Below are 26,915 nucleotides of genomic sequence, written 5' to 3' on the forward strand. Positions count from 1 at the left end.
ACGAATTATTCAATTCTACAAATATAGTTTAATAAATGATAAATCTCAGTTCCATTCTTTATCTTAGCTGCTACTTCAGTATAATTTAATCTCTGAAAAAGTACATTTTTTGTAGCTTTACATCACGAAAAAGAAATACCTCTTTTACTATGATTTTTAGAAAGGTTTTAGCTCTACTAACAATATTCTTTATTTTTTTGTTTGCGTCCAATAAAGTTTTTGGAGGAAACCAGGAAAATCCGCTGTCGGAGGCCATTCGTTTATTCGACAATGGTCAATACGAGGATGCCGAAGTTATCCTGAAAAAACTGTTGGATGAAAAACCTGACCACCTGATGGTTAATTACTATTATGGTGCCTGCCGAACAGAAAACGGGCATTACGGAACAAATGAAATCATTTACCTTTTGAATGGTAGCCTGGGTGAATCGCCGCTAAAAACTGATTATTATATTGCTGTGCAGTACCACGCTAAAAACCGTTGGAGCGAGGCGTTAAATTATTACAAGCTTTTTGGTGATAAAGCAGACGAAGAAACCAAACAAGAGGTAAAACTGGCAGAAAAAATGCAACAATGCCGCGACAAAATTAATCCGTTCGAGGCAGCCGAAGAAACCACTGCAACCACAGAAACAGCTACTTCCGATGTGCTGCCAACTCCTGTCCCCCGCGAAACTGAACCGGAACCGTTTAATCCCGTTATCGGAGAAACCATGGCAAGCATTGAAATGAATGATTCTGTTGATTACGAGGCTACGATCGATTCAATTCCTGCCGATTCAGCTTTAATAGATTCAATGGAAGCAGAACCTGTAATTGAGGAGCCGTCGCCGAGAGTTATTAAAGAACCTATAAATTTTGTGGTAAATGCCGAGATTACTTACCCCGATACCACTTTCTTTAAAACCAAAAAAGGATTAAAATTTTACAACGAAGGAAGCTCAAAACAAAAAGAGCTGGATAAAACGACAGTAGAAACCGATGAACTCCGGAAAAAATACGGAGCAACCTCATCATACAGCGAAAAACAATCGTTAGGAAAAGTTATTCTCGAAAAAGAAACCGGTATTTACCAGTTAAGAGACGAGTCGGCTGCGTTACTTATTAAAGCGCAACAGGAAGAGGATGCGTTTTGGCAAAAGGCCACTCCGGATGAGAAACAGACTTTCAGGGAAGAGTTTGCTGCCTACAACAGTGCACTGCACGAAATGACAGCACCGGAAGAGCCGGATTCGATTATTTTTATTAGCCCGTCCATTGCGCCGGCGAGTGGAATTATTACCAATGAAACGAACGGCGCCAACGAGGATGAATTGATCTATAAAATCCAGCTGGGTGCGTATAGTCGCGGCTTACCTTCGTACGTTAAACGATTATTCGACAAGTTATCTTATATTCGTAAAATTGAGAATTACACTGACGACAAAGGTATTGTGGTTTACACCACCGGAAACCTAAGCAATTACGATGATGCATTAAAAATGCAGGAACAAGTACGACAGGAAGGTGTAGATGATGCTTTTGTAGTGCCGTATTTTAACGGAAAAAGAATAACTTTGAAAGAAGCAAAAGAAATAGAAAACGACAAATGACGCAGAAAGAGACAAAAAAGATCCCAACCGGAGATTTCAGAGAAGGAGTTGTTGAAGAAAATTTTCTGACTTTGCATAACGACGATGTTCATACTTTCGATTATGTTATCGATGCTTTAATTGATGTGTGCAACCACGGTTACGAACAGGCTACACAATGTACAATGCTGGTTCATTACAAAGGAAAATGCGATGTTAAAAAAGGAGCATTCGATGCACTAAAACCAATGAAAGATGCACTGATTGAACGCGAATTAAACGCAACTATTGACTAAAACATATGAGCATTCTTGCGATTATTTTACTCATTCTTCTCGGCCTGCTGTTATTGCTGATTGAATTTGCGGTGATTCCGGGCGTTACAATTGCCGGAATTGGTGGTTTTCTTCTTTTAGGAGGAGCAGTTTATGTAGCCTTTGCAGAGTACGGAGTAATTCCGGGATTTATAACGCTGGCAATTGTGCTTATTCTGGCACCGGCAATGGTCTATTACTTCTTTAAATCGCGGACCGGCAAAAAAATGATCCTTGAAAAAAATATCGACGGAAAAGTTGACCTTATTAATAAGGAGAAAATTGTTGTGGGCGATACCGGAAAAGCGATTGGCCGCCTGGCACCAATGGGCAAGGTTAAAGTAAACGGAGAAATGGTGGAAGCACAATCAACAGGAAACTTTATCGATCACAATACCGAAATTCGGGTTTTAAAAATTGAATCCAATAAAATTATAGTTGAACCTTTAAAGAAATAAAACATGGCAGAAGCAGCAGGTACCTGGGGATTAATCATCGGGGCAATCGTATTACTTTTTATAATTCTTTATTTTATCCCAATAGGATTATGGTTTTCAGCATTGGTATCGGGCGTACGAATTTCGCTCATCCAATTATTCTTGATGCGTTTCCGAAAAGTTCCTCCGGGGGTGATCGTTCGCGCACTAATCGAAGGTACCAAAGCCGATGTTCCCTTAAGTCGCGATGCGCTTGAAGCGCACTACCTGGCCGGTGGTCATGTGGCAAATGTTGTACACGCACTTGTTTCGGCATCAAAAGCAAATATCGAATTGCCATTTAATATGGCAACAGCCATCGACCTTGCAGGACGCGATGTTTTTGAAGCTGTACAAATGTCGGTAAATCCAAAAGTAATTAACACACCTCCTGTAACCGCTGTTGCGAAAGATGGTATTCAGTTGATTGCAAAAGCCCGTGTTACCGTTCGGGCAAGCATCAAACAACTGGTTGGTGGTGCCGGCGAAGAAACGGTTCTTGCACGTGTTGGTGAAGGTATTGTATCTTCAATTGGTTCTTCGCACTCGCACAAAGCAGTGTTGGAAAATCCTGACTTTATATCGCGTGTAGTACTTGAAAAAGGATTGGATGCAGGAACAGCATTTGAGATCTTATCGATTGATATCGCCGACATCGACATAGGTAAAAACATTGGGGCAGTTCTGCAGATCGACCAGGCCGAAGCGGATAAAAATATTGCGCAGGCGAAAGCAGAAGAGCGCCGTGCGATGGCAATTGCGCTTGAACAAGAAATGATCGCAAAAGCACAAGAGGCGCGTGCAAAAGTTATTGAGGCGGAAGTTCAGGTACCGCTTGCCATTTCAGAAGCCTTCCGCAGTGGCAATCTGGGTATTATGGATTACATGAAATACAAGAACATTATGGCCGATACGTCTATGCGTGAGTCAATTGCAGACGAGGACAAAGGCAAAAACAAAGACGAATAAAACAAATCACAACCAGTAGAAGAGCCCGTTATTCTATGAATTTCGGGCTTTTTTTAGGCTTAAATTTTAAGTTTAAGCGTTTGTTAAAAAACATGCTCTAGAACACATTTTCCTGCAAATTGCATTCGCCGAGAACATTTTTGAGCATATCTTTGCAGCATAAGTTTTAGTTCATAGGTTTAGGTTTGATTAGTTTTATTGGTTTAGTTAGTGAAAAGGATAGGTATTGACCTGTCCTTTTTTTCTTTCAAATTTCAGCCAGAAATATTCAACCTACAATCGCAATCAAACTCCACTCAATAGATTTTCTTGAAGTCCCCATAGATTTAAAATATGTTATAAAACACATTTTTTAACATTGGCGTAACTTCTAATTTACACAACCGCCTTACCTTTGTAGCATAAGTTTTAGTTCATAAGTTTAGGTTTGATTAGTTTTATTGGTTTAGTTAGTGAAAAGGATAGGTGTTGACCTGTCCTTTTTTATTTTATACCAATCCGTAAATTTCTTCAGCTCTGAATATACAGGATTCCAAACCGGACAGATTCATCAAAATAAAAATCACAGTGTAAGTTTTAAAACCTCCTAACGCTATCTTAACATTCGATATAACACTGGTGAGACACTCCTATCTTCTCTATTCTTCATAGAATTATTACTTCTAAATAAATCAACATTTCCTCAAAACGCTTTATTATCAACCATTCCGGATTATCAGTAAAAACAAAAAGCTGGTATACTATTTTGAGGTCATAGATTTCATCGATTCACCATAGAGTTAAAATATGTTATAGAGCATACATTTTAACATTCCGGTAACCTTATTGTCAGAAATACAGCTTACATTTGTACTACAAGTTTAGTTCATAAGTTTAGGTTTGATTAGTTTTATTGGTTTAGTTAGTGAAAAGGATAGGTGTTGACCTATCCTTTTTTTATTTTACACCTCAACACACCAATAACAGTAACTTTTACATTTCCCCAGAAAATTCTCAGAATAGATTTGATTGATGCCCCATAGAGTTAAAATATGTTATAGAGCATACTTTTTAACATTGACGTAACCTTCCATTCAATAATACGCCGTACATTTGTAGTACAAATTTAGTTCATAAGTTTAGGTTTGATTAGTTTTATTGGTTTAGTTAGTGAAAAGGATGGGTGTTGACCCGTCCTTTTTTTGTTTCCACACATTTTGCCCATTATCATTTTGCCACCTCATTAATCTTTCACAATCTTTTTGTCACTATTCTACGACACTGCAAGGCATAAACAAAACCTATCGGCCATAAATTATTACAATTAGACATCACAACACTTAACATTTGATTAACTTTTAACTCACCTATTCAGCTTATCTTTGTAGCATAAGTTTTAGTTCATAAGTTTAGGTTTGATTAGTTTTATTGGTTTAGTTAGACGAAAAGGATGGGTGTTGACCCGTCCTTTTTTATTTTATACCAACCAAAGAATAAAAACTCCGATAAACACCAGCGTTACCGCCACATTAATCACGCAAGCTTTGTAAACATCATTCGCTGATACCGGCCTTGGATTCATTCCAATAAAAGGTTTGTTAACCAATACACCATGATAACGGTTAGGGCCGCCAAAACGACAATTGAGTATCCCGGCTAGTGCAGCCTCAGGATATCCTGCATTTGTACTCGAATGTTTACTCCCATATTTAAAAATGAATTTGATCGCCCTGAGCTTAAAACTTACGATAGCCATTATAACAGCAGTTAAACGTGCGGGAATAAAATTCAATACATCATCCAATTTCGCAGCAAAAAAGCCAAAGTCCTTGTAACGTTCATTTTTATAGCCGATCATCGAATCGAGTGTATTCGCCATTTTATACGCAAACATGGCAGGAACACCACCAATGAAATAAAAAAACAAGGGAGCGATTACGCCATCGCTGAGATTTTCAGCCAGCGTTTCCAAAACCGCAGTTCTGATCTTGTTTTTGTTTAGCTGCGTGGTCTCGCGCCCGACGATCATCGACAATTGTTGGCGGCCGGCTTCCAATCCTTCATTTTCCAATTTTATTATCACTCGTAATGATTCCTGAATAAGCGAGCGGTTGGCTAAACCATAGAAAACTAAAATTGAAGAAGCAATGAGGAACAGATCCTGATATGCTGACAATGCTGTCAAACCTAGTTTAAAAAGAAGGTAAGTACATAGAATCAGAAAAGAAGCCAGAACCGCTCCCTTTATCTTTCTATATCTACCACGGTTTAACTTTGCTACTCCAACAGAAATTACTTTGCCAAACAAACGAATAGGATGTGGTAAAAAATGTGGATCGCCAATGAGACAGTCGAGCGCAAAACCGGCCAGAAGCGGTATAACTAGTTCAAGATGTTCATTCAATTTCCATGGATTTATAAATGTATTCCATATCTACATTTTCCCTTATCAGCGCGGCCAGCTTATCGTATTGCTCCTCTTTAAACTGCTGAAAATCCATTTGCGTTGAAACCTGTTTCCCCGATTCTTTCAAAATCCGGTTTACCACACTTATATTATCGAAAATACCATGTATGTATGTTCCCCATGTTCGTTCATCCAGGTAATACCCGTCCTGTTTCGCTCCGTTTATTACGCAGGCAGGACTTTCGTGTTTAGCAAGAGTTTCGCCCATATGAATTTCGTAGCCTTTTCCTTCCTCTTGATTTTGAAAAGTAAAAGTACATTGTTCGGTCACCTTTTCTTCGGTGAGAATTGTTTCTACGGGTAAAATTCCAAGTCCCGGTACTCTTTCAATCTTCCCTTCTACATGATGCGGATCAGCAATCCACTCTCCCATCATTTGAAAACCGCCACAAATGCCGTAAACCGCCTTTCCCTGTTCGTGCGCTTTTTTCACGGCCGTTGCCATTCCCTGCTTTTGGAGAAACAATATATCAGAAATGGTATTTTTCGATCCGGGCAATAGTACAATATCAGCCTCATCGATATCTTCGGGTGAAGCCGCATAAAACAGATTAACTTCCGGTAGTTTTTCGAGAAAATTAAAGTCAGTGAAGTTTGACATGTGCCGCAGCAAGACAACGGCAATATTCGTGTTCCCCTCTACAGCCTTAAACTGCTTTTTGTCGACCACCACCGAATCCTCATCATCGATATAAATATCGCGGAAATGCGGAATGATACCCACAACCGGCACACCACAAAGCTCTTCCAGTTTTTTAGCACCATCCTCAAACAGGGAGATATCGCCCCTGAACTTATTGATTAAAATCCCTTTCACCTGTTTTCGCTCCTGCTCAGGCAACAGCAACATGGTACCGTAAACACTCCCAAACACACCGCCTTTGTCGATATCAGCAATGAGGTAAGTTGCTGCATCTTTCTCAACAGCCACCCTCATATTGGTAATATCTTTTTCCCACAGATTTACTTCCGAAATACTTCCGGCCCCTTCGACAACGATCGGATTAAACTCCCCTTCCAAACGAGAAAAAGCAGTCATCGCCTCATTGAACAGAAAATCGCGATCGGTTTCGTTAAAATAAGCTTTAGCCGATTTGTTTGCCCAGGGTTTGCCGTTCAGTACAATTTGCGAATCCATATAACCCGTTGGTTTTAATAACACCGGATTCATTTCAACCCGGCAATCAATACCACATGCCTCCGCCTGAACGGCTTGTGCACGACCAATTTCCAATCCATCAGCAGTCGGGAAACTATTCAACGACATGTTTTGTGCTTTGAAAGGTGCGGGCGATAAACCATCCTGTTTAAAAATGCGGCAAAATCCCGCGTTAACAACACTTTTCCCGACATCGGAGCCGGTGCCCACAAACATTATCGGACGGTATGTATTTGATTTAGTCATTCTGATTTATTTCGAATACGGTAACACTGGCATAAGCCGGTTTAAAATTTTCAAAAAGCTCGGAGATTGGTATTTTTTCGATCACACTCTTTAATATGCGAATTACCCCGGCATGAGCAACAACTGCAATATTCTCAACTTTTAGTTGTTCTATTTCACGCACAAAGTCAGAAACTCGTTCCACCATTTCCGGGTACGATTCGCCATTCTTTGTTGGCAATACCTGGTAATTATCCATCCAAATCTTTCCTTCTTGACAGGCGTAAATTTCATCCCAGGAAGACATTTCCCAATCGCCAAAATTTAATTCTTTTAAACGCGAATCAAAATGTATTTCCTCATTCGGAAAAAGACTTTCGGCCAGTTTTCGGCAACGCAGTAGCGGACTCGACCAAATCTTTTCAAAATTTATCGGTTCCAATTCTTTTGCCAGACGTTTTTGTTCTTCCTCATACGTAACGGCTACATCAACATCCGTTTGTCCATAACAAATGCCTGGCTTTACATCAACGCTGGTATGTCGAATCGCATAAAACTTCATACTATATTCTGATAAGCAAGAATACACAGATAAAAAAACACTTCGCAAAGTTGCTGGAGAGCTCCTAATACATCCCCGGTGTACCCGCCTAATTTACGCGTAATATAATTCCGAAAGAAAAAGGTTACAATGAGCAAAACAGCAACGACCAAAACGATTTCCTGCCAGTTGAAGAATAACAAAGATAATGCTCCGGTAACCAAAGCGAAAAGCAAAGAGAATAAGGAATCTGCCTTTCCTACCGGTTTGGTTTTACTGCTGGCATCCAGACGTGCATAACCAGAAGAATAGATCAGCAACACCGGAAAGATACGACTTAGCGCATGACCTGCAATTAAAATGAATGGTATTCTAACGGCATCGAGATGCGACAGCGCCAAAAATTTTATAGCCAGAACCGACAAGAGCCCTACTGTTCCGTAGGTACCGATCCGGCTGTCTTTCATAATTTCCAGTATTCGTTCGGGCGTGTAACCGCCACCAAAACCATCGCAGAAATCGGCAAAACCATCCTCATGAAAGGCACCTGTCAGCAGAATTGTGGCTACCATACTGAGCGCTATTGCCAACGTAACAGGCAACACCGTCCCAACAAGTGAAAAAACCAATGCTGCAACTCCTCCAACAAGCCATCCGATTACCGGAAAGTAGCGTGTCGATTTGTTAAGCATTCTTTCCGACCAACCTTCAATTTGCCCAACAGGAATACGGGTGTAAAACATTAGGGCTGTGAGGAATATTTTTATTTCGTTTTTCATATTGCTGGTTTTCCACCGATTAATCTTTATTGCTCACCCCGGCATCTTCCATACTGCTCATTTCATTCAGAAAATTAACTGCCGAATGTATTAATGGCATCGCGACAGCAACTCCAGTTCCTTCGCCCAGTCGCATTCCCAACTGTAGCAATGGTTTTACGCCAAGATGCTCCAACATCAGTTTATGGCCTTTTTCATCGGAACTGTGGCAAAAGATACAATTATCTTTAACAGAAGGCTCTATTTGAATAGCAGTAAGCACGGCAGCCGTTGCAATAAAACCGTCGATAAGAATCAGCATATTTTGCTTTTTTGCTTCCAGGTAAGCTCCTGTCATTGCCGCAATTTCGAGTCCGCCGAATGTTGCCAGAATTTCTTCAGGAGTGGCCGGAGTGTATTTTTCTGCAATTTCTTTTAGAATTTTTGTTTTACGATCTACCTGCTGATCTCCCAAACCCGAGCCACGACCGGTACAATCTTCTATAGAAAGGCCGGTAAATTTGTGCATCAGTAATGACGAGGGCGAGGTATTTCCAATTCCCATTTCGCCACAACCGATAGTATTGCAACCTATGGCAACCTGTTCGCGAACAGCTATTGCACCAACTTCCATAGCAGCATTACATTCTTCAGATGTCATGGCTGGCTCTTTTCGCATATTACGACTTCCGTTTGCAACTTTTGCATTAATCACCGGAAGTTCGTCAGTGAAATTGTAGTCAACACCTACATCGTAAACTTTTAGCTCCATCTCATTCTGACGGCAAAAAACGTTTATTGATGCGCCGCCTGCACAGAAGTTCATCACCATTTGCCAGGTGACATCTTTTGGGTATGGACTGATTCCTTCGTCAGCCAAACCATGGTCGGCAGCGAAAACAAGATGTGCCTGTTTTTCAATTTTGGGAGATAGTGTATTTTGTACCAACCCGATTTTCAGGGCCAGTTCTTCAAGCAATCCAAGCGATCCGAGCGGCTTGGTTTTGTTATCAATTTTATGTTGAAGTTGATCTTTTAAGGTCATAGTTTTATTTTTTCTCGCAGATTACGCGGATAAGCACTACTTAATTTTGAATACTAATAGGCACATTGGGCACAGTACAATTTGCCTATTGTTTTTGCCTACTGCATATTCAACCTGAAATCTTAATTCGTTAATCATCATTCGAAATTCGTTTGACTTGCACAGGAATTCCGGAAACCATCAGAAAGACTTCGTTGGCAGTTTTGGCAATGTACTGGTTCATCCAGCCTTGCAGATCGGCAAACTTGCGGGCAATTTCATTTTCAGGGTGAACTCCCATTCCCAATTCATTACTTACTACAAAAAGCTCCATTTCCTGATTGATAAATTTATCCCATTCACGTTTAGCTATTTCAAGACTGGTATCTACATCATTTTTGTTCTGATAAAAGATGTTGGTCAGCCACAGTGTAACACAATCAAGTATAACCGTTTTTCCGGCTAGGTCGTGTTTGCTGATTTCAATCTCTTCCTCGATGGTCGTCCATTTCCCACAACGATCAGACTGATGACGTTTTACCCGATTATGAAAATCTTCGTCCCAAATGTGTGCGGTTGCCAAATAAACCGGAGCATCCGAATTCTCTTCAGCACGTTTCTGCGCAAAACTGCTTTTCCCCGATCGTTGACCGCCCGTTATAAATGTAATTTGTGCCATTAATTAGAATTTGTAAAATAAACCCCCAACTTCAACAAGCCGAGGGTTTTCAACATAACAATGCACAATATTGTGCGTCATAGAGCAAAATCTATTTTGTCAATTTTCAATTTCTAACAACATGAATGGAGAAATACCTGTTTCGTACTCACTTAATTGTGTTCCGTCGGGCAGGTAAGTAACCACTTTCCCGTTACTGGTGGCGCTCTCCGATACAAATGTGAATAGTTTTCCGTCGTAAAAAGCTACACCATTTAAACCAAGTACTCCTTCAATAAGGTTTTCGGATTCGAACGATTTGGCAGCCACATCGAAAACAGCAACCGCACCACTAAGATTCCAGTTGGCATCGTATGCCGAAGTCATTAAATACAGTTTTGAGAAGTCGGCATTTGGCTCCAAAAGGTTAACATACGAAGTGCTAACTCCCGGCAAAACATAAGTTGCTTCCAGCTCGTTGTTGGTAGTATTAATGTATCCTAATCCGGCAGATTCAGAATAATCGCTGAAAGTACTCACAAACGAAACATACAGATTTTCGCTTGCGTCTTTCAAAAAGTAAGAACTAACGGCAGGAGTTTCAATATACGAAACCGCATCAGTGTTCAAATCGATAACCGCAACACTATCTTTATAATTTAAAGCCGCATACAGTTTGTCATTCGCGATCTCTAATCCTTCAGGACCACCGGGCAAAACAATTGTGCTTTCAACAGTTTTTGATGAAAGATCAATTTTTGCAATGTAAGACAATGACTCATCAGCCCAAATATCGCCACCCCAGCAGGAAACATACAGGTAATCATCCTGACCGACACAATAACGCGGTTTAACAATTCCTTCAGTAATTGCGTTCGACGTTTGCTCAAAAGTCTTGTTGTCAACCCAAAATACCTGATCCGAATTATTTCCCATCATGTAAATATTGCCGTTGTAGTTGTACGCATACTGCACATTCGACACCATATTTACGCCATTTACAGAAGTATAATACTCGTTAATAACCTCGTCGGTATATTTGTTGTAAGCCGAAACAGTGGCTTTATCGCCCGAGTAACTTCCGTAATTAATTATGTAAGTCAGGTCGGCGGCAACATTAACCTGTCTGCTAATCATGTCAGTCAAATCGCCATTTGCAGCAACCAGCGTTACATCATAAACACCCGGCTCGTTGTATATATGGAAAGGATCAGCTTCAGTTGAAGTTTCTCCATCACCAAAACTCCATACGAAAGTAAGTGCCTCTGTTGATGTATTCGAGAAAAATACAGTATCGCCAACCTGAATATTATCTTCAGGAGTGATTGTAAAACCGGCAGCAACATTTGCCGGATCATCGTCATTGCAGGCAGTAAAGGCAATTGCCAACACCGCCGAAAACGTTAAAATTTTAAATCGGTTTTTCATTTTGTTAATCGTTTGCTATTTGAATTTATATGTAATACTTAATCGATAAGCTATGCCGGGCATTGCATAGCCCCAACTCGACTGATAATCGGTGTCGAGTACGTTATTGATGATTCCGTTAATTCTAATTTGATTCTGTTCGTCAATCTTCCAGTTGTATCCAACCGCCACGTTCATCAGGAAATAAGCATCGAGAATATTCTTTTCCTCTTCATCGGTAAATTGCTCGTCGGTGTAGCTTCCATCAACGGTAAAGTCGAATTTATTGTAGGCTACGGTGGTGAAAAAGTTACCGGAATGTAGTGGCACATATTCTAACTGACGGTTAAGTGCATTTGTATTGTTTTCCGATTCTTTTCGCTGTGCAGAAGTATAGGTATAGTTCAATCCTGAGTTTGCTTTCAGACCAAAAACAGTGTAATCCCAATCGGTCATTAATTCAAGACCTTTGCTTTGTACTTTTTGCACATTGGCGGCATACCAGTATGCACCACCGTTTTTCCAGAGTATCCAGTCGTCAACATTCATCAGAAAGGCATTCAGTTTTACATTTCCCGATAAAGTTCCGTCGCAGTAACTCCATTTACTCCCCAACTCATAATTCATTCCTTTTTCCGGATCGAGATCAGGATTTCCGCCGGGCACCCAAAAACGGTCGTTAAAGGTTGGGACACGATAACTTCGCGCAACATTTCCGGTAAAACGAAGCACGTACTTTTCGGTCGACAGCGCCAGGTAATTCAGTCCGAACGACGGCGTAAAGGGCACATCAAAATCGGTAACGTAACCATAGCGTAAGTTCAGGGTGGTGGTTAAACGGTTAAAAAAACGTTGATAGTACGAAGCATACAAGTCTACCCGGTCTTCATGATCCAGCGATTTTGAATAGGCATAAACCGACGGATAGATTCGGGTAGCTTTAGCTCCGGCTTTGTAGCTGGCATTGGGCGAAAAATCGTGCTCGATAAACGCCTCGCCAATTATGCGTTGGGTTGAAATGGTATCGGATGTGTTTTCGTTGCTAACGGCATTGTCATAAACATAACCTCCGTTTATTTCGAATTTGAAAGGATTTTTTCGGTTTTTGTAACCGGTCCAAACACGCACATGATCATCATTGTACTGTTCTTTTAAATCCGGATTATTCAAATTCGTTTGCATATTTTGCTGAACTAAATGCCAGTCTTTTTCCAGCCAAACATTAAAGATGAAAAACTCGTCCATATTGAACTTATAATTCAGCTCCTGCAGCAAACCCATGTTTTCGATATTGGCATTGTGCTGCGTATCTTCTATTTCAAAAATGTCGTTTTCAAAATCGCGGTAGTTGGGATTCAAAAATTTAAAGTCATTCTTTTTGGAATAATAGTAAGCACGCGTAACGCCTTCAAACTTACCGTTTCCATAAAAGAGTTTTGTACCGTACAATTGCTCACCAAACGAGCCATTTGCAACGCGGGCTTCTGCCTTAAAACCTTTGGTCCAGTTGTTTTGCAGCCCCAAATGAATGGCGCCCCCAATACTTCCCGAACCATTTACAGAACTCGCACTTCCAAACTGCACCCCAATATTATCGAACAAATAAATGGGCACATTATTTACGTTGGAGTGACCCAGCGTGAGCGAGTTAATATTTATTCCGCCAAAATTAAAACTGGTATGATCGGGTGCCGAACCACGGATACGAATGGTGGCTAAACCACCTGCATTGGTTTTAAAAGCAATGGGCAAACTGCGCGAAAGCAATTGCTCCAGATTTCCATCTTGCCCCAGCGAAAACTGCCGGGCGTTAATACGTTCAATTTTTGCACCCGATTGGTATTTCTGAAGCTTTCCATAACTCACTACTTCTTCTACCTGAACGGTATCAAACACTGTAAAAGGTTGCTGCGCAACTACATTTTGAGCCAGCGCCCACAAAACAATTCCTATAACTACAAACCTCCTCATTCACAACTTTTAAGGAGCTTTGGATAAATCGGTGAAAAATACGGATATATTTCTCAAGCTTTTATCCCGAAGCTTAATTTATACTGTTGAATTTATGGCAGGTCTTCTGGCTCATCCCGGTTATTGATGCCTTCCCTCGCAATTCTCACGCGAAGTGGCTTCTGGTTCAATAACACGATCCGTCAACCGACGGATAGGACTTACAGCTGCGGGTACAGCTCCGGTTTTTAACCGGATTCCCTTTTCATCTTATTTCTGATACAGAAATTTTAAGAACCTAAATTCACCGACAAAGATAGTGACATTTTTTAACAACAATGATTTTATTGAAAAAGATACGCAGGAAATTGCCAGCACTTACTAACAGCATGTGAAAAACCCCTCTACATCACTGACACACTGCTCATTAAAAGAAGAACACAAAGCTGAATCGTGAATTAAGAAAAAATTAGCACACTCCAACGAATTCTAAAAAAGTTTAAAATTCCTGAAAAAATCCAAATGATCTAAATATTTGCACACAAGTTGTTTAGTGCTACTCAAACAAAAAAATAGAAGACATGAAAGCAAGTAAAAGAAATAATCGAAGAGAATTCATAAATACGATTAAACGTAACAATTTAATGACTCGTTTTATCCGGGAAATTGAACGCGAAGAACCATTGGAGCAGGAATCGTTGCAAACCATGCTGGTTTATCAACCGATACGCGTGAGATAATTTTTCGGAATCAACTTTTTTCGATCACCTCCTCCGATACCAAAAATACCACCGGTTTATTTGAGATGGGGTTGGTACGCACCACTACAACGGTTTCGTAAACTGCTTCAATGTCTTTATAATTGAGCACCTCGGTTGGCAAACCTTTCTTACGAAGACTTCCCTTTTGCATCATAATCAACGAGTCGCAGTATTCACCGGCCAGGTTCAGGTCGTGAATGATCATCAAAACGGTCAATCCCAGTTCCCGGCTTAATCTACGAATGAGATTCAGTGTTTGCACCTGGTGTGTAATATCTAAATGCGAAGTTGGCTCGTCGAGCAAAAGCAGATCGGGCTCCTGCGTTAATGCCCGGGCAATTCCTGCCAGTTGCTGCTCACCACCGCTCAACGCATTCATATATTTTCCTCTGAGCTTGTCAACACCGGTTAACTTCATGTATTTGTCGGCAATGGCAAAATCCTCTTTCGTCTCGAAAAACTGAAATTGTTTGTGATACGGAATCCGACCCATCAACACATATTCCTCAACGGTCATGCTCCCCACTTCAATATTCTGGGTAACAATGGCAATATTTTGCGCACGTTGTTTCAGGCTCATTTTTTGCGTGTCGGTTCCGTTTAGTTCCATTTTACCTTTTAACGGAGGGAGTTCCCCTGAAATACCTCTGAACAAGGTAGTTTTTCCCGATCCATTCGGACCGATAATACCTACAAAATCACCTTTGGCTATCGTAAAATTGATATCCTCCAAAGTAAACTTTCCCGGATATCCGCACGATAAATTAGTTATCTGAAAAAACTGTTCCATGCTAATTCAGTTTGAAGTGTGATTTTGAACGACTCAGTACAACTATAAAAATCAATCCGCCGATAAAGCCGGTTATTACACCAATTGGCAGCTCATTCGGAGCTATAATGGTGCGTGCAATCGTGTCGGAAAGAATCAGAAAAATTGCTCCTCCCAAAAACGAACCGGCCAAAAGAATCCGGTAATCGTTGCCAATAATCAATCGTATAACATGCGGAATTACCAAACCAACAAAGCCAATAACTCCGGCCACCGAAACTGCAATTCCGGTGAGCAGGGAAGCCACAAAAAACAGCAATTTTATAGCTACTCCGGTGTTAATTCCTAGGTGTCGAGCTTTTACTTCTCCCAGTCGGAGCGCATTTAAGGTTTGTGCAAAAAAGTACGAAATCGCCAATCCGGCTAACGAAGAATATAAAGCAATTGCAATCAATGAATTGTTTGATTCATCCAGCGAGCCCATCACCCAAAAGACAATGTTATGCAGGTTCTCGGAGGTAGATATCGACATTAAAAACATCATCGCTGAAGAGGATATAAAACTTACCATCACTCCAATCAGCAACATACTGTTTACGCTTAAACCTCCTCTTTTTGAACTTAAAAAATAAACCACAAACAAGGTAACAAGCGCTCCTATAAAACCAAATGCAGGAAGCGAATAAAAGCTCAAAGTATTCAGTCCGAAAACAATGGCAATAGCCACACCCAACGCAGCTCCACCCGAAATACCAAGTGTATATGGTTCAACCAGTGGATTGCGGTAAATGCCCTGCAATACAACACCCGATAGACTTAAAGCTCCTCCAACTCCAATGGCGAGCAATATTCTAGGTACACGAATCTTTGATAAAACCATGTATTCGATGCTGGTTTTATCGGATAAGATTTGTGGCAATTGCGAAAAAGAAATTTTAACCTCGCCGGCCGATAATGAAAACAAAACAGACACCAGCAACAATACGATAAGTGCGGCTAAAAAAAGTATCCATTTTAAATATTTGCTGTTCATTCTTCTTTAAATATCGTAATTACTCGCTAATAAAGCGGTAAACATCATTTAATGCGCTGGCAAAATTTGCAGGAGTCGGGCTACACGATGTCTCGGAAGAGATCAAAAAAACCTTATTGTTTTTAACGGCCTTCATTCCCTCGTAGGTGTTCCACACTCGTTGTTCTTCATTGCCAAAACCTCCCATTTCTGCAATAATAATCACATCAGGATTTTTAAGCAAAACACTTTCGCGTGTTAATGTTCCTTGTGTTAATCCCTCGGCAATGTTTGTCGCGTTACACAATAGTATAAAATCGTTCATATACGTGTGATCCAACACCGAAAAAATGGGATTAGCTCCAATCTGAAAAAATATTTTTGATGAAGGTAGTCGCTTCGCTTTCTCCTTAATTTCGGCCACCGTTTTTCGGGTTTTGGCAACAACTTCTGTCGATTGATCCTCGCAACCTATAAGCGCTGCTATCTGCTGTGTTTGCTCACAAATTTCGTCGAACGAAACCGGCGTTTCCAACACCTCAACACGAATTCCCAATTTTTTCAGCGCGGCAACATCCTGATCTTTCGTCAACTTCATTGTCAGAACCAAATCAGGCTGCAGTGCAAATACTTTCTCTACGTTTACATCGATGGTCGAGCCAATTTCTACTACACCATCGTTAACAGCCTGAATGCAGTAACTCGTACAGCCAACCAGTTTATCTTTTCCGCCAACCAGATAAATATTTTCGGTAATCGACGGTGCCAGCGAAATTACGCGCTTAACGTCCTGTGCAAACACCGAAAAACCGGCAAGCAGCAATAGTAAGACAAATTTATACTTCATCCTTTTTATATTAACAGGAAATCAGGTGCAGAAATCAATAGATTGATTCCCGAAACTTTGTTCCCGAAGTTCGTTCATCCATATTGTTGGCAGGTCTTCTGACTCATCCCCTTTGATCATTGCCTTCCCGTCATTGGCTGAACCGACAGTGGCGTGAGTAATGATCAGTTTCAGGATTTACAGCTGCGGGTACAGTTCCGGATTTACACCGGATTCCCTTTTCATCGTGTTTATAGTGCTATAAACCATCGAACCAAACTCGCGGACAAATATAAGCAGAATCTTTTCTGCCGGAAAGTTTTCTGATTTGTTTTCTGTCTTTGAGGAAAAGAATAGCGATATTTTGGAGGTTAACATTAAACAAGTGAAGTATTAAACTTTCATCAGTTCCATGTCGAAACCGGTTTTTTCGCCCGCTACCAACTGGCTGATTATTTTTCCTGTTATCGGGCCAAGACTAACGCCCATCATAGCATGACCGGCTGCTACAAGCAAGTTAATGTACTTGTTTGTTCGGCCAATAATTGGAACTCCGGTTGGAGTAACCGGCCTTAATCCTTCCCAGATGTCCAGTTTTTTGGCATCCAGTTTTTCCATACTTGGCAAAGCCTTTTGTGTACGGTTGATAATCGCCTGAACACGGTTGTATGAAATATCTCCGATGGTTCCGTTGAACTCCATTCCGCTACCCAAACGCACAGTATTTTCAAAAGGCGTTAGCGCCACTTTGGCTTCTGTTAAAATCAGTGGCGTTTGTAATTTCAGACTGTCTTTTTGCAAGTCGAAACTGTAACCCTTACCGGAAATAACCGGAACTTTAACACCAACAGAAGCGGCCAGTTTTGCCGAATAAGATCCTGTTGCCAACACAAACTCATCTGCATTCAGTTTCCCAAAACTGGTGTCCACTGCTTTGATTTTACCATTTTCAACTTGAAAACGATTAACAGAGGTATCATACCGAAAAACAACGCCACTAGTTTTTAAGTAACTTTTCAGCCAACGTAGGTGCCCTTCCGGCGATACATTTCCATCGCTTTTGTACAGCACTGCTCCGGCAACCTGCAAATCAATTTCCGGTTCAATGGTTTTCAGCTGTTGTTGATTAAGCAACTGCGTTTCAATTCCAAGGTCATTTGCAATTTTGGCCAAAGCAACTTCCTCTTCCAATCCTTTTTCAGTTGTTGCAGCCATTAGCAGTCCTTTGTTCGTGAAGCCACTTTGGTTCTTGTTTTGAGCACTTAACTCTTCATACAACTTGCGACTTTCGTCATTTAGTTTATACAAAGTAGGGATAGCGCGGGAAACTGCTTTTTTGTTCGCAGCTTTCATAAATTTCAAAAACCACGGGAGCGAGGAAATATTTTTACCCGGTGGAAGATAAACAGGGCTGGTTCGGTCGAGCATCATTTTCAGACCGGAGCGCAACATTTCGGGCGACGCCAATGGCACAAAATGACTGGGAACCAACAGCCCGCAGTTTCCGTACGAACAACCTTCTTCATTGTTTTCGCTGCCGGCTTCGATCACTTCCACCTCGAAACCGGCCTCATTCAAATAATAGGCACAATGCAAACCTATCACTCCCGCTCCAATAACAATAATTTTCTTGCTCATCTTTCGCTATAGTTTTCCTACCACCCTAAATCCGTGGGCATAAGGATCGTCCTCATCATCGATAATAATATGATTGTAACCGGTAACTTTTGCCCAGCCTTCAATTCCCGGAACAATGGCATCGAAATCGCCAACTTTTTGCTGCTGTTCCACGGTACCGATAAACTGGCTACCAATTACACTTTCGTGTAAGAAAGTTGAGCCCAACTGCAATTTCCCGTTCGAGAACCACTGCGCCATCCGCGCTGAAGTTCCGGTACCACACGGGCAACGATCAATCGCTTTTTCGCCATAAAAAACAGCGTTACGTGCGTCAGCTTCTTCGCTTTTGGTATTTCCGGTCCAAAGTACATGGCTCAATCCACATATCTTCTCGTTCTGCGGATGTACAAAACTGTATTTTTCATTCAGGCCTTTTCTAACTGCACCGCTGAAAGTGATCAACTCGTCGGCAGTAAAATTGTGCAATCCTGAGAAATTTGGCTGCTCATCAACAATGGCATAAAAGTTTCCACCGTAAGCCACATCAACAGTTAAATCGCCCAAATGCGGACTTTCAACCGTAAGACCTCGTGCATATAAAAACGACGGAACGTTGATGATTTTCACCGACGTTACTTTGCCTTTTTCATTCTGTTTGTAATACGCAATTACCAAACCGGCCGGCGTTTCCAAACGAACGGTTCCCGGTGTATGCGGCACGATCAACCCTTCTTCAACGGCAATGGTAACTGTGCCAATGGTTCCGTGCCCGCACATGGGCAAACAACCACTTGTCTCGATGAAAAGAATTCCGGCATCGTTGTGCGGATTTTCCGGAGGAAAAATAAAACTCCCCGACATTTGCTCATGGCCACGGGGTTCGAACATTAAACCTGTGCGAATCCAATCGTATTCCTCGAGGAAATGCTCGCGTTTCTCAAAAATACTTTTCCCCTTTAAGCGGGGAACACCACCGGCCACTACCCGCACCGGATTGCCGCAGGTATGTCCATCGATACAAAAAAATGATCTTCTTGTCATTGTCAGATTCTATAAAATCATAACTATACTATTTAACCGCGGCGTTAGTCCACGTGTCGTTAACTACTCTCCAAATATTTAGCGGGTTGCTGTTCTGCAATTCGGCAGGTAATAAACTGTCAGGGAAATCCTGGAAAGCCACCGGACGTACAAAACGTTTAATAGCACTCACACCAACCGAAGTAAAGCGCGAATCGCTTGCTGCAGGGAAAGGTCCGCCGTGCTGCATAGCCGCACAAACCTCAACACCAGTTGGCACTCCGTTCAATAACAGTCGTCCACATTTTTCAAGCAAGGCATCCACAATTTCCTGGTTATCGGGCAACTCACTTTCTTTTGCGTGAACAGTAGCCGTTAACTGTCCTTTTAAGCCGTTCACCACATCAAGGAGTTCTGCCTTGTTTTCGCAAACCACCAGTAAACTAAAGGGGCCAAAAACCTCTTCGTGCAAATGCGGATTTTTTATGAAATCAGCTCCCGAAACCGTTGCAAGAGCAGGAGGAACATTTCCCGTTTCTTCTTCACCGATTCCTGTTCCAAGCAATTTCACTTCCGAGTGCGAGAACATTTTATCCTTGTTCAGTTCGTAATTTCGAAGTACCGAAGTGCTGAACATTTGCGAACCTTTGGTTGCTGCAACCTCTTTTGCCAGTTCTTCCACAAATGCTTCGTAGCCATCTGTTTTTGTTGTGATCAACAATCCGGGATTGGTACAAAACTGACCGGCTCCAACATTTACGGAAGCAACCAGTTTTGAGGCTATTGTTGCATGGTCGTTAGCCAGTGCTTCCTCCATTACAACAACAGGATTGATACTTCCCATTTCGGCAAAAACAGGAATTGGCTCTTCGCGTTCTGCAGCCAGTTTTACCAGTGCCATTCCGCCTTGATACGAGCCGGTAAATCCGACAGCTTTTGTAACAGAATGTTTCACCAGCAACTGACCTGATTCGTAACTTGCATCATCAATAAAACCAAAAGTTCCGGCAGGCAATTCGCATTTTTCAACAGCCTCCTCAATAGCAGCTGCCACCAATGCTCCGGTTTTTGGATGCGCAGGGTGCCCCTTTACAACCACCGGGTTTCCTCCTGCCAACGCTGAAGCGGTATCACCACCGGCAACTGAAAATGCCAACGGGAAATTTCCCGCGCCAAAAACAACAACTGGCCCGAGCGGTACCAATTTCTTTCTGATATCAGGTTTTGGCAGTGGCTCGCGCCCCGGATCACCAACATCAATTGTAGCTTCGCACCACGATCCTTCGTCTATCAGGTCGGCAAACTTATTCAGCTGACCAACTGTACGACCCCGCTCTCCGCGAACACGGGCTTCCGGCAAATTGGATTCAGCCATAACGGTTTCCACCAATTCGTCGCCAATATTCATGATCTCCTCACCGATCGTACGCAAAAAAGCAGCACGCTTTTCAGCAGAAACTTTCTTATACACGTTGAAGGCTTCAGCAGCCTTCAACATTATCTCATTAATTTGGTCTTTCAATTCGGCCATACTCTAATATTTTGGACGGTTTGCCAATGCAGTTTCAATGGTAGCAATGATCGATTCGCGTTCTGCTCCGGTGATCATTTTACGTGGAGCGCGTACATATTCAGTTCCGATACCGGTGTACACCTCACAAAGTTTGATGTACTGAACCAGTTTCGCGTGGATGTCCATTTCGAAAAGCGGCATAAACCAACGATACAATTCCAGTGCTTCATCTATTTTTCCGGCTTTGGCCAACTCGTACAATACCACTGTTTCTTTTGGGAAAGCACAAACCAAACCGGCTACCAAACCGTCGCCACCCAACAACAACGACTCTAAACAAAGTGTATCAACACCGCCAAGAATTTTAAAACGATCGCCTAATGCATTCTTTAATCGTGTAATGTTTGTAAGGTCGCGGGTAGATTCTTTTACAGCCTCAATATTCTTCACATCTTTCAGTTTCTCGAACATCGGAACTGTAATCTCAATTTTGTAATCAACCGGGTTGTTGTACAACAAAATTGGTAACGAAGTTGCTTCGGCCACAGTCTTGAAATACTCCACTGTTTCGTCGGCATCGGCTTTGTATAAAAGCGGTGGAAGCAACATCAAACCATCGGCACCATTTGCTTCTGCTTGTTTTGCAGCCTCAACCGCATTTACTGTGCTCGACTCGGCTATGTTCATAATTACCGGCACCTGTTCGCGATAAGGCTGAAGTGATTTTACTAACTCAACTTTCTCTTCGTTGCTTAACGTGCTTGATTCGCCCAGCGAACCTCCGATAATAATTCCTGAAACTCCTGATTCAATCTGGAATTCAATGTTCTTGATAAATGCTGGAATATCCAGTTCTCCGTTTTCCTTAAATTTTGTTGTTACTGCGGGATAAACCCCTGTCCATGTTGGTCTCATATTTCTTTATTTTATTTAATGACTATTTACAACTGCAAAATTATCGGAGTTAAGCATCTTTAATTTTCCTATTTTATCCATTTTTTGAACTATTTTACCCTTTTAAGGTTTTATGGTAAATTATCATGGTAATTGAGAACAATTTTGAAATTCTAATTTGACAGATTCATGGATGATTGATAGAATCAATCTGTTCTACCCTGCACCCTAAAGGGAACCAGATTGATTTTTGGGAGTTCTCCCTTCAGGGACGGGGTAAAATCCTAAAAATCATTTTTTGAAAGTGCAATCTGTCAAAACAGAATTAGTAATGATGTTGTAATAAGAAATATACATTGATCGATAAAAAATGAAAGCAGTACGTTTTGTAATTCCAAAGACAGGAGGAAACTCTTTCCGGCTCCAAATTGATGATGGAGCGCGGTTTTATGATACTATCCATTATCACCCGGAGCACCAGATAACTTACATAGTAAAAGGTGAAGGCACCAGTTTTATAGGAAATCATGTGGAACGTTTTCAGCCGGGCGATGTTTTTTTTATCGGCAAAAATGTGCCGCACGTAACCAAATGCGACGAAACTTACTATCACCCCGACAGCAACCTGGAAGTATTAAGTATTTCACTGTTTTTTAAAGACGAAACGTTTGGAAACCAGTTTTTCGAAATCCCTGAGATGGTGCACATTAAACACTTGCTCGACAAGGCTTCGATGGGAATTAAAATCAACGGGCCGGATAAAAAAACGCTGAGTGAGTGGATAAAACAATGCCCCGATGCAGATGGTTTCAAACGCTTTCAATTGCTATTGAGTATTCTCAACACATTTGCAAACTCTAAAGATTTGCGCACACTTTCGTCGGTGAGCTACCGCACGCCAACCCGCGAATCGGACAACGAACGTATAAATATAATCTTTAACTTTCTGTCAAAAAACTTCCGAAATGAAGTAACTCTGGGGCAATTGGCAGATGTTGCAAACATGACTCCTAATTCGTTTTGCCGTTATTTTAAACAACGAACAGGTAAAGCTTATTCAGAATTTCTGAATGATATGCGGATTGAATATGCGGGAAAATTAATAGCCGGAAGCAACGAAAGTTTTGGGAATATTGCCATTGAATGCGGCTACAACAGCATCTCGTATTTTAACCGTCAGTTTAAGCGAATTAACGGCGTATCACCTTTACAATACCGCAAAAAGTTTAATAGCGGCCCTGTGTAATCGATTCGGGGTATTCAATATCGACCAAAAACAAACCTTGCGCCGGTGCTGATGCTCCTGCTGCGCCACGATCCTGCTTTTCAATAATAGCGCAGAATTGTTCGATACTCAGTTTTCCCTGTCCTACTTCCAGTAACGTTCCAACAATGGCGCGCACCATGTTGCGCAAAAACCGGTCGGCTTTAATTGTAAATTGCAACCGCTCACCTTGCTGCGTCCATTCTGCCTGCATAATTTTGCAGTTGTTGGTTTTCACATCGGTGTGTAGTCGACTAAAACTGGTAAAATCAGTGTAGTTAAAAAGCTTTTGTGCTGCCTGGTTCATTTTATCCACATCAAGTGGCTTCAAATATTTATGACTCGTTTCAGTGGCAAACGGATCTTTTTCGGTGGAGATAAAATAATGATACGTGCGCGAGGTTGCACTAAATCGGGCGTGTGCCTCCTCATCAACCGGCCATACTTTTTGCACGGCGATGTCGGATGGTAAAAAGCTGTTGAGCTTATAAATGATATCCAGGTTTTCAGGAATACCATTATCTGAATCAAAATGCAAGATAAAAAACGAAGCGTGTACACCGGTATCCGTTCGTCCGGCACCAACCACGGCTATTTTCTCACGCAAGATTTTTGACAATGCGTCTTCCATCACCTCCTGAACGGAAACTGCGTTGGGCTGAATTTGCCAACCGTGGTAATGGATTCCCTTGTAACTTAACTGTAAAAAATAGCGTTGTGGCATTGTTCTCGTTTATCAGGGCGTAAAATTACAGAAAAAGTTGAAAGGACACAGATTTGCAATTCATCGTAAAAAATAGCCGCCTCCCTGAAAAGAGAGGCGGCCCCAGTTAACCCCAAACACGCGACTTCAGAACGAAGCCAAAAAGTTCTTGAAAGGATTCAATTACTTTTCCAATCCTTAACCCTGAATTGATACTGCAATTTCGTTTTGTTTTTACGCTGAAGTTTTAACCAACATCCTACCAATAATACTATTGGTATTTTACATTTTACCGGAGTTAAAACTTATTCACGCTTGATATTATTTGGTGGCCCTTAAAATGGGACGGTTAGCTTTTATTTTTTATTAAAATTAAAGCTTTAATTCATTAAAAACAAGAACAATAAAGATGTTGCTTAACCATAAATGAATCAGTCTGAAATTTTGACACCAAACAATTTACTGACTATCAATACCATTCAAAAATCAATACTCACACCACTGACATACAGACATATAACCATGAAATAATCTCAGAAAAAAAGGGCTTGGAATAGCATTTGATTTTTATACTCCGAGAACGTTCAATGAATTGTTTAACCATTAAAGTTAAAGGAGGAAATAACCATGAAATTAGCTAGAAGAAACGAATCGTATTTTCCATCAGTCTTTGACAGGTTTTTCAACAATGATTTGATGGATTGGGATTACAACAATTTTTCGAGTACAAATACCTCGTTACCGGCAATCAATGTAAAAGAAACTGATGATGACTTTGTAATTGAGGTAGCGGCTCCGGGAATGGACAAAAATGATTTTAACGTGAACTTTAAAAACAATGTACTTACCATTTCTTCGGAAAAGAAAAGCGAAAACGAGGAGAAAAAAGATAAGTACACACGTCGTGAGTTTAGTTATCAGTCGTTCCAGCGTTCGTTTACGGTAGCCGAAAATGCGGTTGTTGGCGAAAAAATTTCGGCGAAGTATAACAACGGAATTTTACACATCATACTGCCTAAACGCGACGAGGTGAAACCACAACCCGAAAGACAGATTAAAATTGCTTAAGAACTTGTTTTTTGAAATGCGCCACTCAGCTTTTGCGGGGTGGCGTTTTTTATGTCCACTTTGCAAAAATAAAAGCGGATTAAAAAACGGAATCTTTTACCCACCGGATTGCAGCCTCAACAGTTGAAAAAGGCATCGACTCATAACCTTTGTCGTAAACCTGAACTAACAACGGATAAACCACATCCTCGGGGCGTACCGTAAGCACGGCAACTCTTTTTCCATAAAATATATCCGGATGTTGCTGGTAAAATTTCGGAATTTCTATATGCCCTCCCGGTTCTATATCAAAACGTGCATTCCGGTAATCAAGGATAAATCCAATAGAATTACCGGGCAGCAAATTTTGTTTAATTGCTGTCAACCACGTTTCAGCAATATCCATAACACTGATCACCCCAAAATACTGTTTGAATACAATCCGATCTTTGTATTCATACTTTACCTTTGAAACTTCCATAGTCCCTATAAGTGACTCTTGCCTACTCCACATATCCACTCAAAAAGAACACAATACAAAAGCATAGCACTCTCTCTTCAACAGTTCTGGTTAATAATAAATCTACTTTTTTTTGAAAATGTATTTTTCCCGGCCAGCGTCCAAACTGCCGAATACTACGCGAAACTAGGTATTTCCTTAATTCGCGGGCAAAAAATGAGTCAATAGAATGCAGCTTTTACCAGTTATTTAACAACTTAAAATTTTTTAACACAATTAAAGGCTTTTTATATTTGCAATCGTTTAATTTCGTGCTTTCGAAAAATTAGACGATTAGTTTTTTAGAAATCGCTTGTCACAGGCAGGCGGGTATTTTGATTTCGTCCCTGAAATTAAAATATGCGGACACTGAAAACCTTGCCGTCTTCAGTCTTCCGTCTTCCGGCCGATAAAACCAGTGAAATCGAAAAAACATTTATTGATAAAAATTATAAGAAATAAGCATACAAATGAATCAAGCAATTGACATTAAAGAATTAAACGAGAGAATTCAGAGAGAGAGTTCATTTGTGGACATGATCTCCATGGAAATGAACAAGGTGATTGTTGGACAAAAACACCTGGTTGAAAGTTTGCTGATCGGCCTGCTTTCAAACGGCCATATTTTGCTGGAAGGTGTTCCGGGATTGGCAAAAACACTCGCCATTAAATCCTTGTCGCAAACAATCAGCGCTAAGTTTTCACGTATTCAGTTTACGCCCGACCTGCTGCCTGCTGACGTTTTGGGAACGATGATCTACAGTCAGAAGAAAGAAGAGTTCAGCATTAAAAAAGGACCGATCTTCGCCAACTTCGTTTTGGCGGATGAGATCAACCGTGCACCGGCAAAAGTACAGTCTGCTTTGCTTGAAGCCATGCAGGAACGCCAGATCACTATTGGCGACGAAACGTTCAAATTAGACGAGCCTTTCCTTGTAATGGCAACACAAAACCCGATTGAGCAGGAAGGTACTTACCCATTGCCTGAAGCGCAGGTCGACCGTTTTATGCTGAAAGTGGTTATCAACTACCCGAAAAAAGAGGAAGAGCGCCAGATCATCAATCAAAACTTGTTGGCACAGTTTCCTGAAACAACAACAATTCTGAAACCCGAAGACATTATTAAAGCCCGTAACGTGGTGAAAGATGTGTACATGGACGAAAAAATTCAGAAATACATAGTTGACATTGTTTTTGCAACACGCGAGCCTAAAGAATATAAGCTGGAGAAATATGCCGATATGATCGCTTACGGAGCATCGCCAAGGGCAGGAATCAGTTTGGCGCAGGCAGCAAAAGCTTTTGCTTTTATCAAGCGCCGCGGTTATGTAATTCCTGAAGATGTGCGTGCCGTTTGTCCTGATGTGTTGCGTCACCGTATTGGATTAAGCTACGAGGCAGAGGCCAACAACATTACACAGGAAGAAATTATTACCGACATATTGAACCAGGTAGAAGTACCTTAAACGGTTACAAGTTACAGGTTGCG

Annotated in this window: 25 protein-coding genes and 2 riboswitches; of the genes, 8 read left to right on the forward strand and 17 right to left on the reverse strand. The window is 41.2% G+C overall.

Annotation, left to right across the window (positions count from 1 at the left end):
* Positions 1-149: 149 nt before the first annotated feature.
* Genes SLH46_RS17860 through floA form a run of 4 tightly spaced genes read left to right on the forward strand, consistent with a single transcriptional unit; the run spans position 150 to position 3,330 of the window.
* Positions 150-1,592: an SPOR domain-containing protein gene (locus SLH46_RS17860; RefSeq protein WP_320282578.1), complete on the forward strand. Its 1,443-nt coding sequence runs from the start codon at positions 150-152 to the stop codon at positions 1,590-1,592.
* Positions 1,589-1,867, forward strand: coding sequence for an ATP-dependent Clp protease adaptor ClpS (locus SLH46_RS17865; protein ID WP_320282579.1), 279 nt, complete (start codon positions 1,589-1,591; stop codon positions 1,865-1,867). The genes SLH46_RS17860 and SLH46_RS17865 overlap by 4 nt, the downstream gene beginning before the upstream one ends.
* 5 nt (positions 1,868-1,872) lie before the next feature.
* Positions 1,873-2,343 (forward strand): NfeD family protein, encoded by a 471-nt coding sequence (locus tag SLH46_RS17870; RefSeq protein WP_320282580.1) that lies wholly within the window; start codon positions 1,873-1,875, stop codon positions 2,341-2,343.
* Between the two features lie 3 nt (positions 2,344-2,346).
* Positions 2,347-3,330 carry a flotillin-like protein FloA gene (gene floA / locus SLH46_RS17875; RefSeq protein WP_320282581.1) on the forward strand — a complete coding sequence of 328 codons (984 nt, stop codon included), beginning with the start codon at positions 2,347-2,349 and terminating at the stop codon, positions 3,328-3,330.
* A gap of 1,456 nt (positions 3,331-4,786) precedes the next feature.
* On the opposite strand, the gene cbiB is transcribed toward floA, so the two are convergent.
* The 8 genes from cbiB to SLH46_RS17915 all read right to left on the reverse strand — a co-directional run bounded on the left by cbiB (position 4,787) and on the right by SLH46_RS17915 (position 13,519).
* The gene (gene cbiB, locus SLH46_RS17880; RefSeq protein ID WP_320282582.1) at positions 4,787-5,713 is read right to left on the reverse strand and encodes an adenosylcobinamide-phosphate synthase CbiB; all 927 of its coding nucleotides are present in this window, start codon (positions 5,711-5,713) and stop codon (positions 4,787-4,789) included.
* Positions 5,706-7,181 (reverse strand): cobyric acid synthase, encoded by a 1,476-nt coding sequence (locus SLH46_RS17885; protein ID WP_320282583.1) that lies wholly within the window; start codon positions 7,179-7,181, stop codon positions 5,706-5,708. Before SLH46_RS17885 ends, cbiB begins: the two co-directional genes overlap by 8 nt.
* Positions 7,174-7,722, reverse strand: a complete 549-nt coding sequence (gene cobC / locus SLH46_RS17890; RefSeq protein WP_320282584.1) for an alpha-ribazole phosphatase — start codon at positions 7,720-7,722, stop codon at positions 7,174-7,176. Before cobC ends, SLH46_RS17885 begins: the two co-directional genes overlap by 8 nt.
* Complete coding sequence (locus SLH46_RS17895; protein ID WP_320282585.1) at positions 7,719-8,480, reverse strand: adenosylcobinamide-GDP ribazoletransferase; 762 nt, start codon at positions 8,478-8,480, stop codon at positions 7,719-7,721. The genes cobC and SLH46_RS17895 overlap by 4 nt, the downstream gene beginning before the upstream one ends.
* A 19-nt stretch (positions 8,481-8,499) precedes the next feature.
* Positions 8,500-9,504 (reverse strand): nicotinate-nucleotide--dimethylbenzimidazole phosphoribosyltransferase, encoded by a 1,005-nt coding sequence (gene cobT / locus SLH46_RS17900; RefSeq protein WP_320282586.1) that lies wholly within the window; start codon positions 9,502-9,504, stop codon positions 8,500-8,502.
* 130 nt (positions 9,505-9,634) lie between these two features.
* Positions 9,635-10,162 (reverse strand): bifunctional adenosylcobinamide kinase/adenosylcobinamide-phosphate guanylyltransferase, encoded by a 528-nt coding sequence (cobU, locus tag SLH46_RS17905; RefSeq protein ID WP_320282587.1) that lies wholly within the window; start codon positions 10,160-10,162, stop codon positions 9,635-9,637.
* A 99-nt stretch (positions 10,163-10,261) separates the two neighbouring features.
* Complete coding sequence (locus SLH46_RS17910) at positions 10,262-11,569, reverse strand: PKD domain-containing protein (protein WP_320282588.1); 1,308 nt, start codon at positions 11,567-11,569, stop codon at positions 10,262-10,264.
* Between the two features lie 15 nt (positions 11,570-11,584).
* Positions 11,585-13,519 (reverse strand): TonB-dependent receptor, encoded by a 1,935-nt coding sequence (locus SLH46_RS17915; protein WP_320282589.1) that lies wholly within the window; start codon positions 13,517-13,519, stop codon positions 11,585-11,587.
* Between the two features lie 78 nt (positions 13,520-13,597).
* Positions 13,598-13,815: riboswitch (cobalamin riboswitch) on the reverse strand.
* 264 nt (positions 13,816-14,079) lie between these two features.
* Here SLH46_RS17915 and SLH46_RS17920 point away from each other — a divergent pair.
* Positions 14,080-14,238 carry a hypothetical protein gene (locus SLH46_RS17920; RefSeq protein WP_320282590.1) on the forward strand — a complete coding sequence of 53 codons (159 nt, stop codon included), beginning with the start codon at positions 14,080-14,082 and terminating at the stop codon, positions 14,236-14,238.
* A gap of 10 nt (positions 14,239-14,248) precedes the next feature.
* Here SLH46_RS17920 and SLH46_RS17925 read toward each other — a convergent pair whose 3' ends face one another.
* The 7 genes from SLH46_RS17925 to SLH46_RS17955 form a co-directional block, all read right to left on the reverse strand.
* Complete coding sequence (locus SLH46_RS17925; protein WP_320282591.1) at positions 14,249-15,049, reverse strand: ABC transporter ATP-binding protein; 801 nt, start codon at positions 15,047-15,049, stop codon at positions 14,249-14,251.
* Between the two features lies 1 nt (position 15,050).
* Positions 15,051-16,061, reverse strand: coding sequence for a FecCD family ABC transporter permease (locus SLH46_RS17930; RefSeq protein ID WP_320282592.1), 1,011 nt, complete (start codon positions 16,059-16,061; stop codon positions 15,051-15,053).
* A gap of 19 nt (positions 16,062-16,080) precedes the next feature.
* Positions 16,081-16,887: an ABC transporter substrate-binding protein gene (locus tag SLH46_RS17935; protein WP_320282593.1), complete on the reverse strand. Its 807-nt coding sequence runs from the start codon at positions 16,885-16,887 to the stop codon at positions 16,081-16,083.
* Positions 16,888-16,958: 71 nt separating this feature from the next.
* A riboswitch (cobalamin riboswitch) is annotated at positions 16,959-17,160 on the reverse strand.
* A gap of 99 nt (positions 17,161-17,259) precedes the next feature.
* Positions 17,260-18,504, reverse strand: coding sequence for an NAD(P)/FAD-dependent oxidoreductase (locus SLH46_RS17940; protein ID WP_320282594.1), 1,245 nt, complete (start codon positions 18,502-18,504; stop codon positions 17,260-17,262).
* A gap of 6 nt (positions 18,505-18,510) precedes the next feature.
* Positions 18,511-19,527: a 4-hydroxyproline epimerase gene (locus SLH46_RS17945; protein WP_320282595.1), complete on the reverse strand. Its 1,017-nt coding sequence runs from the start codon at positions 19,525-19,527 to the stop codon at positions 18,511-18,513.
* A 28-nt stretch (positions 19,528-19,555) separates the two neighbouring features.
* Entirely contained in the window at positions 19,556-21,037 is a 1,482-nt protein-coding gene (locus SLH46_RS17950) for an aldehyde dehydrogenase (NADP(+)) (protein ID WP_320282596.1), read from the reverse strand.
* A gap of 3 nt (positions 21,038-21,040) precedes the next feature.
* Complete coding sequence (locus SLH46_RS17955; protein ID WP_320282597.1) at positions 21,041-21,934, reverse strand: dihydrodipicolinate synthase family protein; 894 nt, start codon at positions 21,932-21,934, stop codon at positions 21,041-21,043.
* A gap of 349 nt (positions 21,935-22,283) precedes the next feature.
* Here SLH46_RS17955 and SLH46_RS17960 point away from each other — a divergent pair, with 349 nt between their 5' ends.
* Complete coding sequence (locus tag SLH46_RS17960; RefSeq protein ID WP_320282598.1) at positions 22,284-23,159, forward strand: AraC family transcriptional regulator; 876 nt, start codon at positions 22,284-22,286, stop codon at positions 23,157-23,159.
* Here the strand turns inward: SLH46_RS17960 and truA are convergent.
* Positions 23,140-23,901 carry a tRNA pseudouridine(38-40) synthase TruA gene (truA, locus tag SLH46_RS17965; RefSeq protein WP_320282599.1) on the reverse strand — a complete coding sequence of 254 codons (762 nt, stop codon included), beginning with the start codon at positions 23,899-23,901 and terminating at the stop codon, positions 23,140-23,142. The genes SLH46_RS17960 and truA overlap by 20 nt on opposite strands.
* Before the next feature lie 606 nt (positions 23,902-24,507).
* Here truA and SLH46_RS17970 point away from each other — a divergent pair.
* Complete coding sequence (locus SLH46_RS17970) at positions 24,508-24,948, forward strand: Hsp20/alpha crystallin family protein (RefSeq protein ID WP_320282600.1); 441 nt, start codon at positions 24,508-24,510, stop codon at positions 24,946-24,948.
* Positions 24,949-25,027: 79 nt separating this feature from the next.
* Here the strand turns inward: SLH46_RS17970 and SLH46_RS17975 are convergent, their stop codons facing one another.
* On the reverse strand, positions 25,028-25,408 hold the full coding sequence (locus tag SLH46_RS17975; RefSeq protein WP_320282601.1) for a hypothetical protein: 381 nt from the start codon (positions 25,406-25,408) through the stop codon (positions 25,028-25,030).
* A 488-nt stretch (positions 25,409-25,896) separates the two neighbouring features.
* Between SLH46_RS17975 and SLH46_RS17980 the strand changes: the two genes are divergently transcribed.
* On the forward strand, positions 25,897-26,892 hold the full coding sequence (locus SLH46_RS17980) for an AAA family ATPase (protein ID WP_320282602.1): 996 nt from the start codon (positions 25,897-25,899) through the stop codon (positions 26,890-26,892).
* Positions 26,893-26,915 lie beyond the last annotated feature (23 nt).

The sequence above is a fragment of the Draconibacterium sp. IB214405 genome, assembly GCF_033963885.1.
Taxonomy (GTDB): Bacteria; Bacteroidota; Bacteroidia; order Bacteroidales; family Prolixibacteraceae; genus Draconibacterium.

Excerpts from the sequence above, each read along its gene's own strand:
- SLH46_RS17865 (WP_320282579.1), top strand. The coding sequence starts at position 1,589 with ATGACGCAGAAAGAGACAAAAAAGATCCCAACCGGAGATTTCAGAGAA.
- SLH46_RS17915 (WP_320282589.1), bottom strand. The coding sequence starts at position 13,519 with ATGAGGAGGTTTGTAGTTATAGGAATTGTTTTGTGGGCGCTGGCTCAA.
- SLH46_RS17975 (WP_320282601.1), bottom strand. The coding sequence starts at position 25,408 with ATGGAAGTTTCAAAGGTAAAGTATGAATACAAAGATCGGATTGTATTC.
- SLH46_RS17945 (WP_320282595.1), bottom strand. The coding sequence starts at position 19,527 with ATGACAAGAAGATCATTTTTTTGTATCGATGGACATACCTGCGGCAAT.
- SLH46_RS17940 (WP_320282594.1), bottom strand. The coding sequence starts at position 18,504 with ATGAGCAAGAAAATTATTGTTATTGGAGCGGGAGTGATAGGTTTGCAT.
- cobU (WP_320282587.1), bottom strand. The coding sequence starts at position 10,162 with ATGGCACAAATTACATTTATAACGGGCGGTCAACGATCGGGGAAAAGC.
- SLH46_RS17895 (WP_320282585.1), bottom strand. The coding sequence starts at position 8,480 with ATGAAAAACGAAATAAAAATATTCCTCACAGCCCTAATGTTTTACACC.
- truA (WP_320282599.1), bottom strand. The coding sequence starts at position 23,901 with ATGCCACAACGCTATTTTTTACAGTTAAGTTACAAGGGAATCCATTAC.
- cobT (WP_320282586.1), bottom strand. The coding sequence starts at position 9,504 with ATGACCTTAAAAGATCAACTTCAACATAAAATTGATAACAAAACCAAG.
- SLH46_RS17980 (WP_320282602.1), top strand. The coding sequence starts at position 25,897 with ATGAATCAAGCAATTGACATTAAAGAATTAAACGAGAGAATTCAGAGA.
- SLH46_RS17920 (WP_320282590.1), top strand. The coding sequence starts at position 14,080 with ATGAAAGCAAGTAAAAGAAATAATCGAAGAGAATTCATAAATACGATT.
- SLH46_RS17955 (WP_320282597.1), bottom strand. The coding sequence starts at position 21,934 with ATGAGACCAACATGGACAGGGGTTTATCCCGCAGTAACAACAAAATTT.
- SLH46_RS17970 (WP_320282600.1), top strand. The coding sequence starts at position 24,508 with ATGAAATTAGCTAGAAGAAACGAATCGTATTTTCCATCAGTCTTTGAC.
- floA (WP_320282581.1), top strand. The coding sequence starts at position 2,347 with ATGGCAGAAGCAGCAGGTACCTGGGGATTAATCATCGGGGCAATCGTA.
- SLH46_RS17870 (WP_320282580.1), top strand. The coding sequence starts at position 1,873 with ATGAGCATTCTTGCGATTATTTTACTCATTCTTCTCGGCCTGCTGTTA.
- SLH46_RS17860 (WP_320282578.1), top strand. The coding sequence starts at position 150 with ATGATTTTTAGAAAGGTTTTAGCTCTACTAACAATATTCTTTATTTTT.
- SLH46_RS17960 (WP_320282598.1), top strand. The coding sequence starts at position 22,284 with ATGAAAGCAGTACGTTTTGTAATTCCAAAGACAGGAGGAAACTCTTTC.
- SLH46_RS17950 (WP_320282596.1), bottom strand. The coding sequence starts at position 21,037 with ATGGCCGAATTGAAAGACCAAATTAATGAGATAATGTTGAAGGCTGCT.
- SLH46_RS17925 (WP_320282591.1), bottom strand. The coding sequence starts at position 15,049 with ATGGAACAGTTTTTTCAGATAACTAATTTATCGTGCGGATATCCGGGA.
- SLH46_RS17910 (WP_320282588.1), bottom strand. The coding sequence starts at position 11,569 with ATGAAAAACCGATTTAAAATTTTAACGTTTTCGGCGGTGTTGGCAATT.
- cobC (WP_320282584.1), bottom strand. The coding sequence starts at position 7,722 with ATGAAGTTTTATGCGATTCGACATACCAGCGTTGATGTAAAGCCAGGC.
- SLH46_RS17930 (WP_320282592.1), bottom strand. The coding sequence starts at position 16,061 with ATGAACAGCAAATATTTAAAATGGATACTTTTTTTAGCCGCACTTATC.
- SLH46_RS17935 (WP_320282593.1), bottom strand. The coding sequence starts at position 16,887 with ATGAAGTATAAATTTGTCTTACTATTGCTGCTTGCCGGTTTTTCGGTG.
- SLH46_RS17885 (WP_320282583.1), bottom strand. The coding sequence starts at position 7,181 with ATGACTAAATCAAATACATACCGTCCGATAATGTTTGTGGGCACCGGC.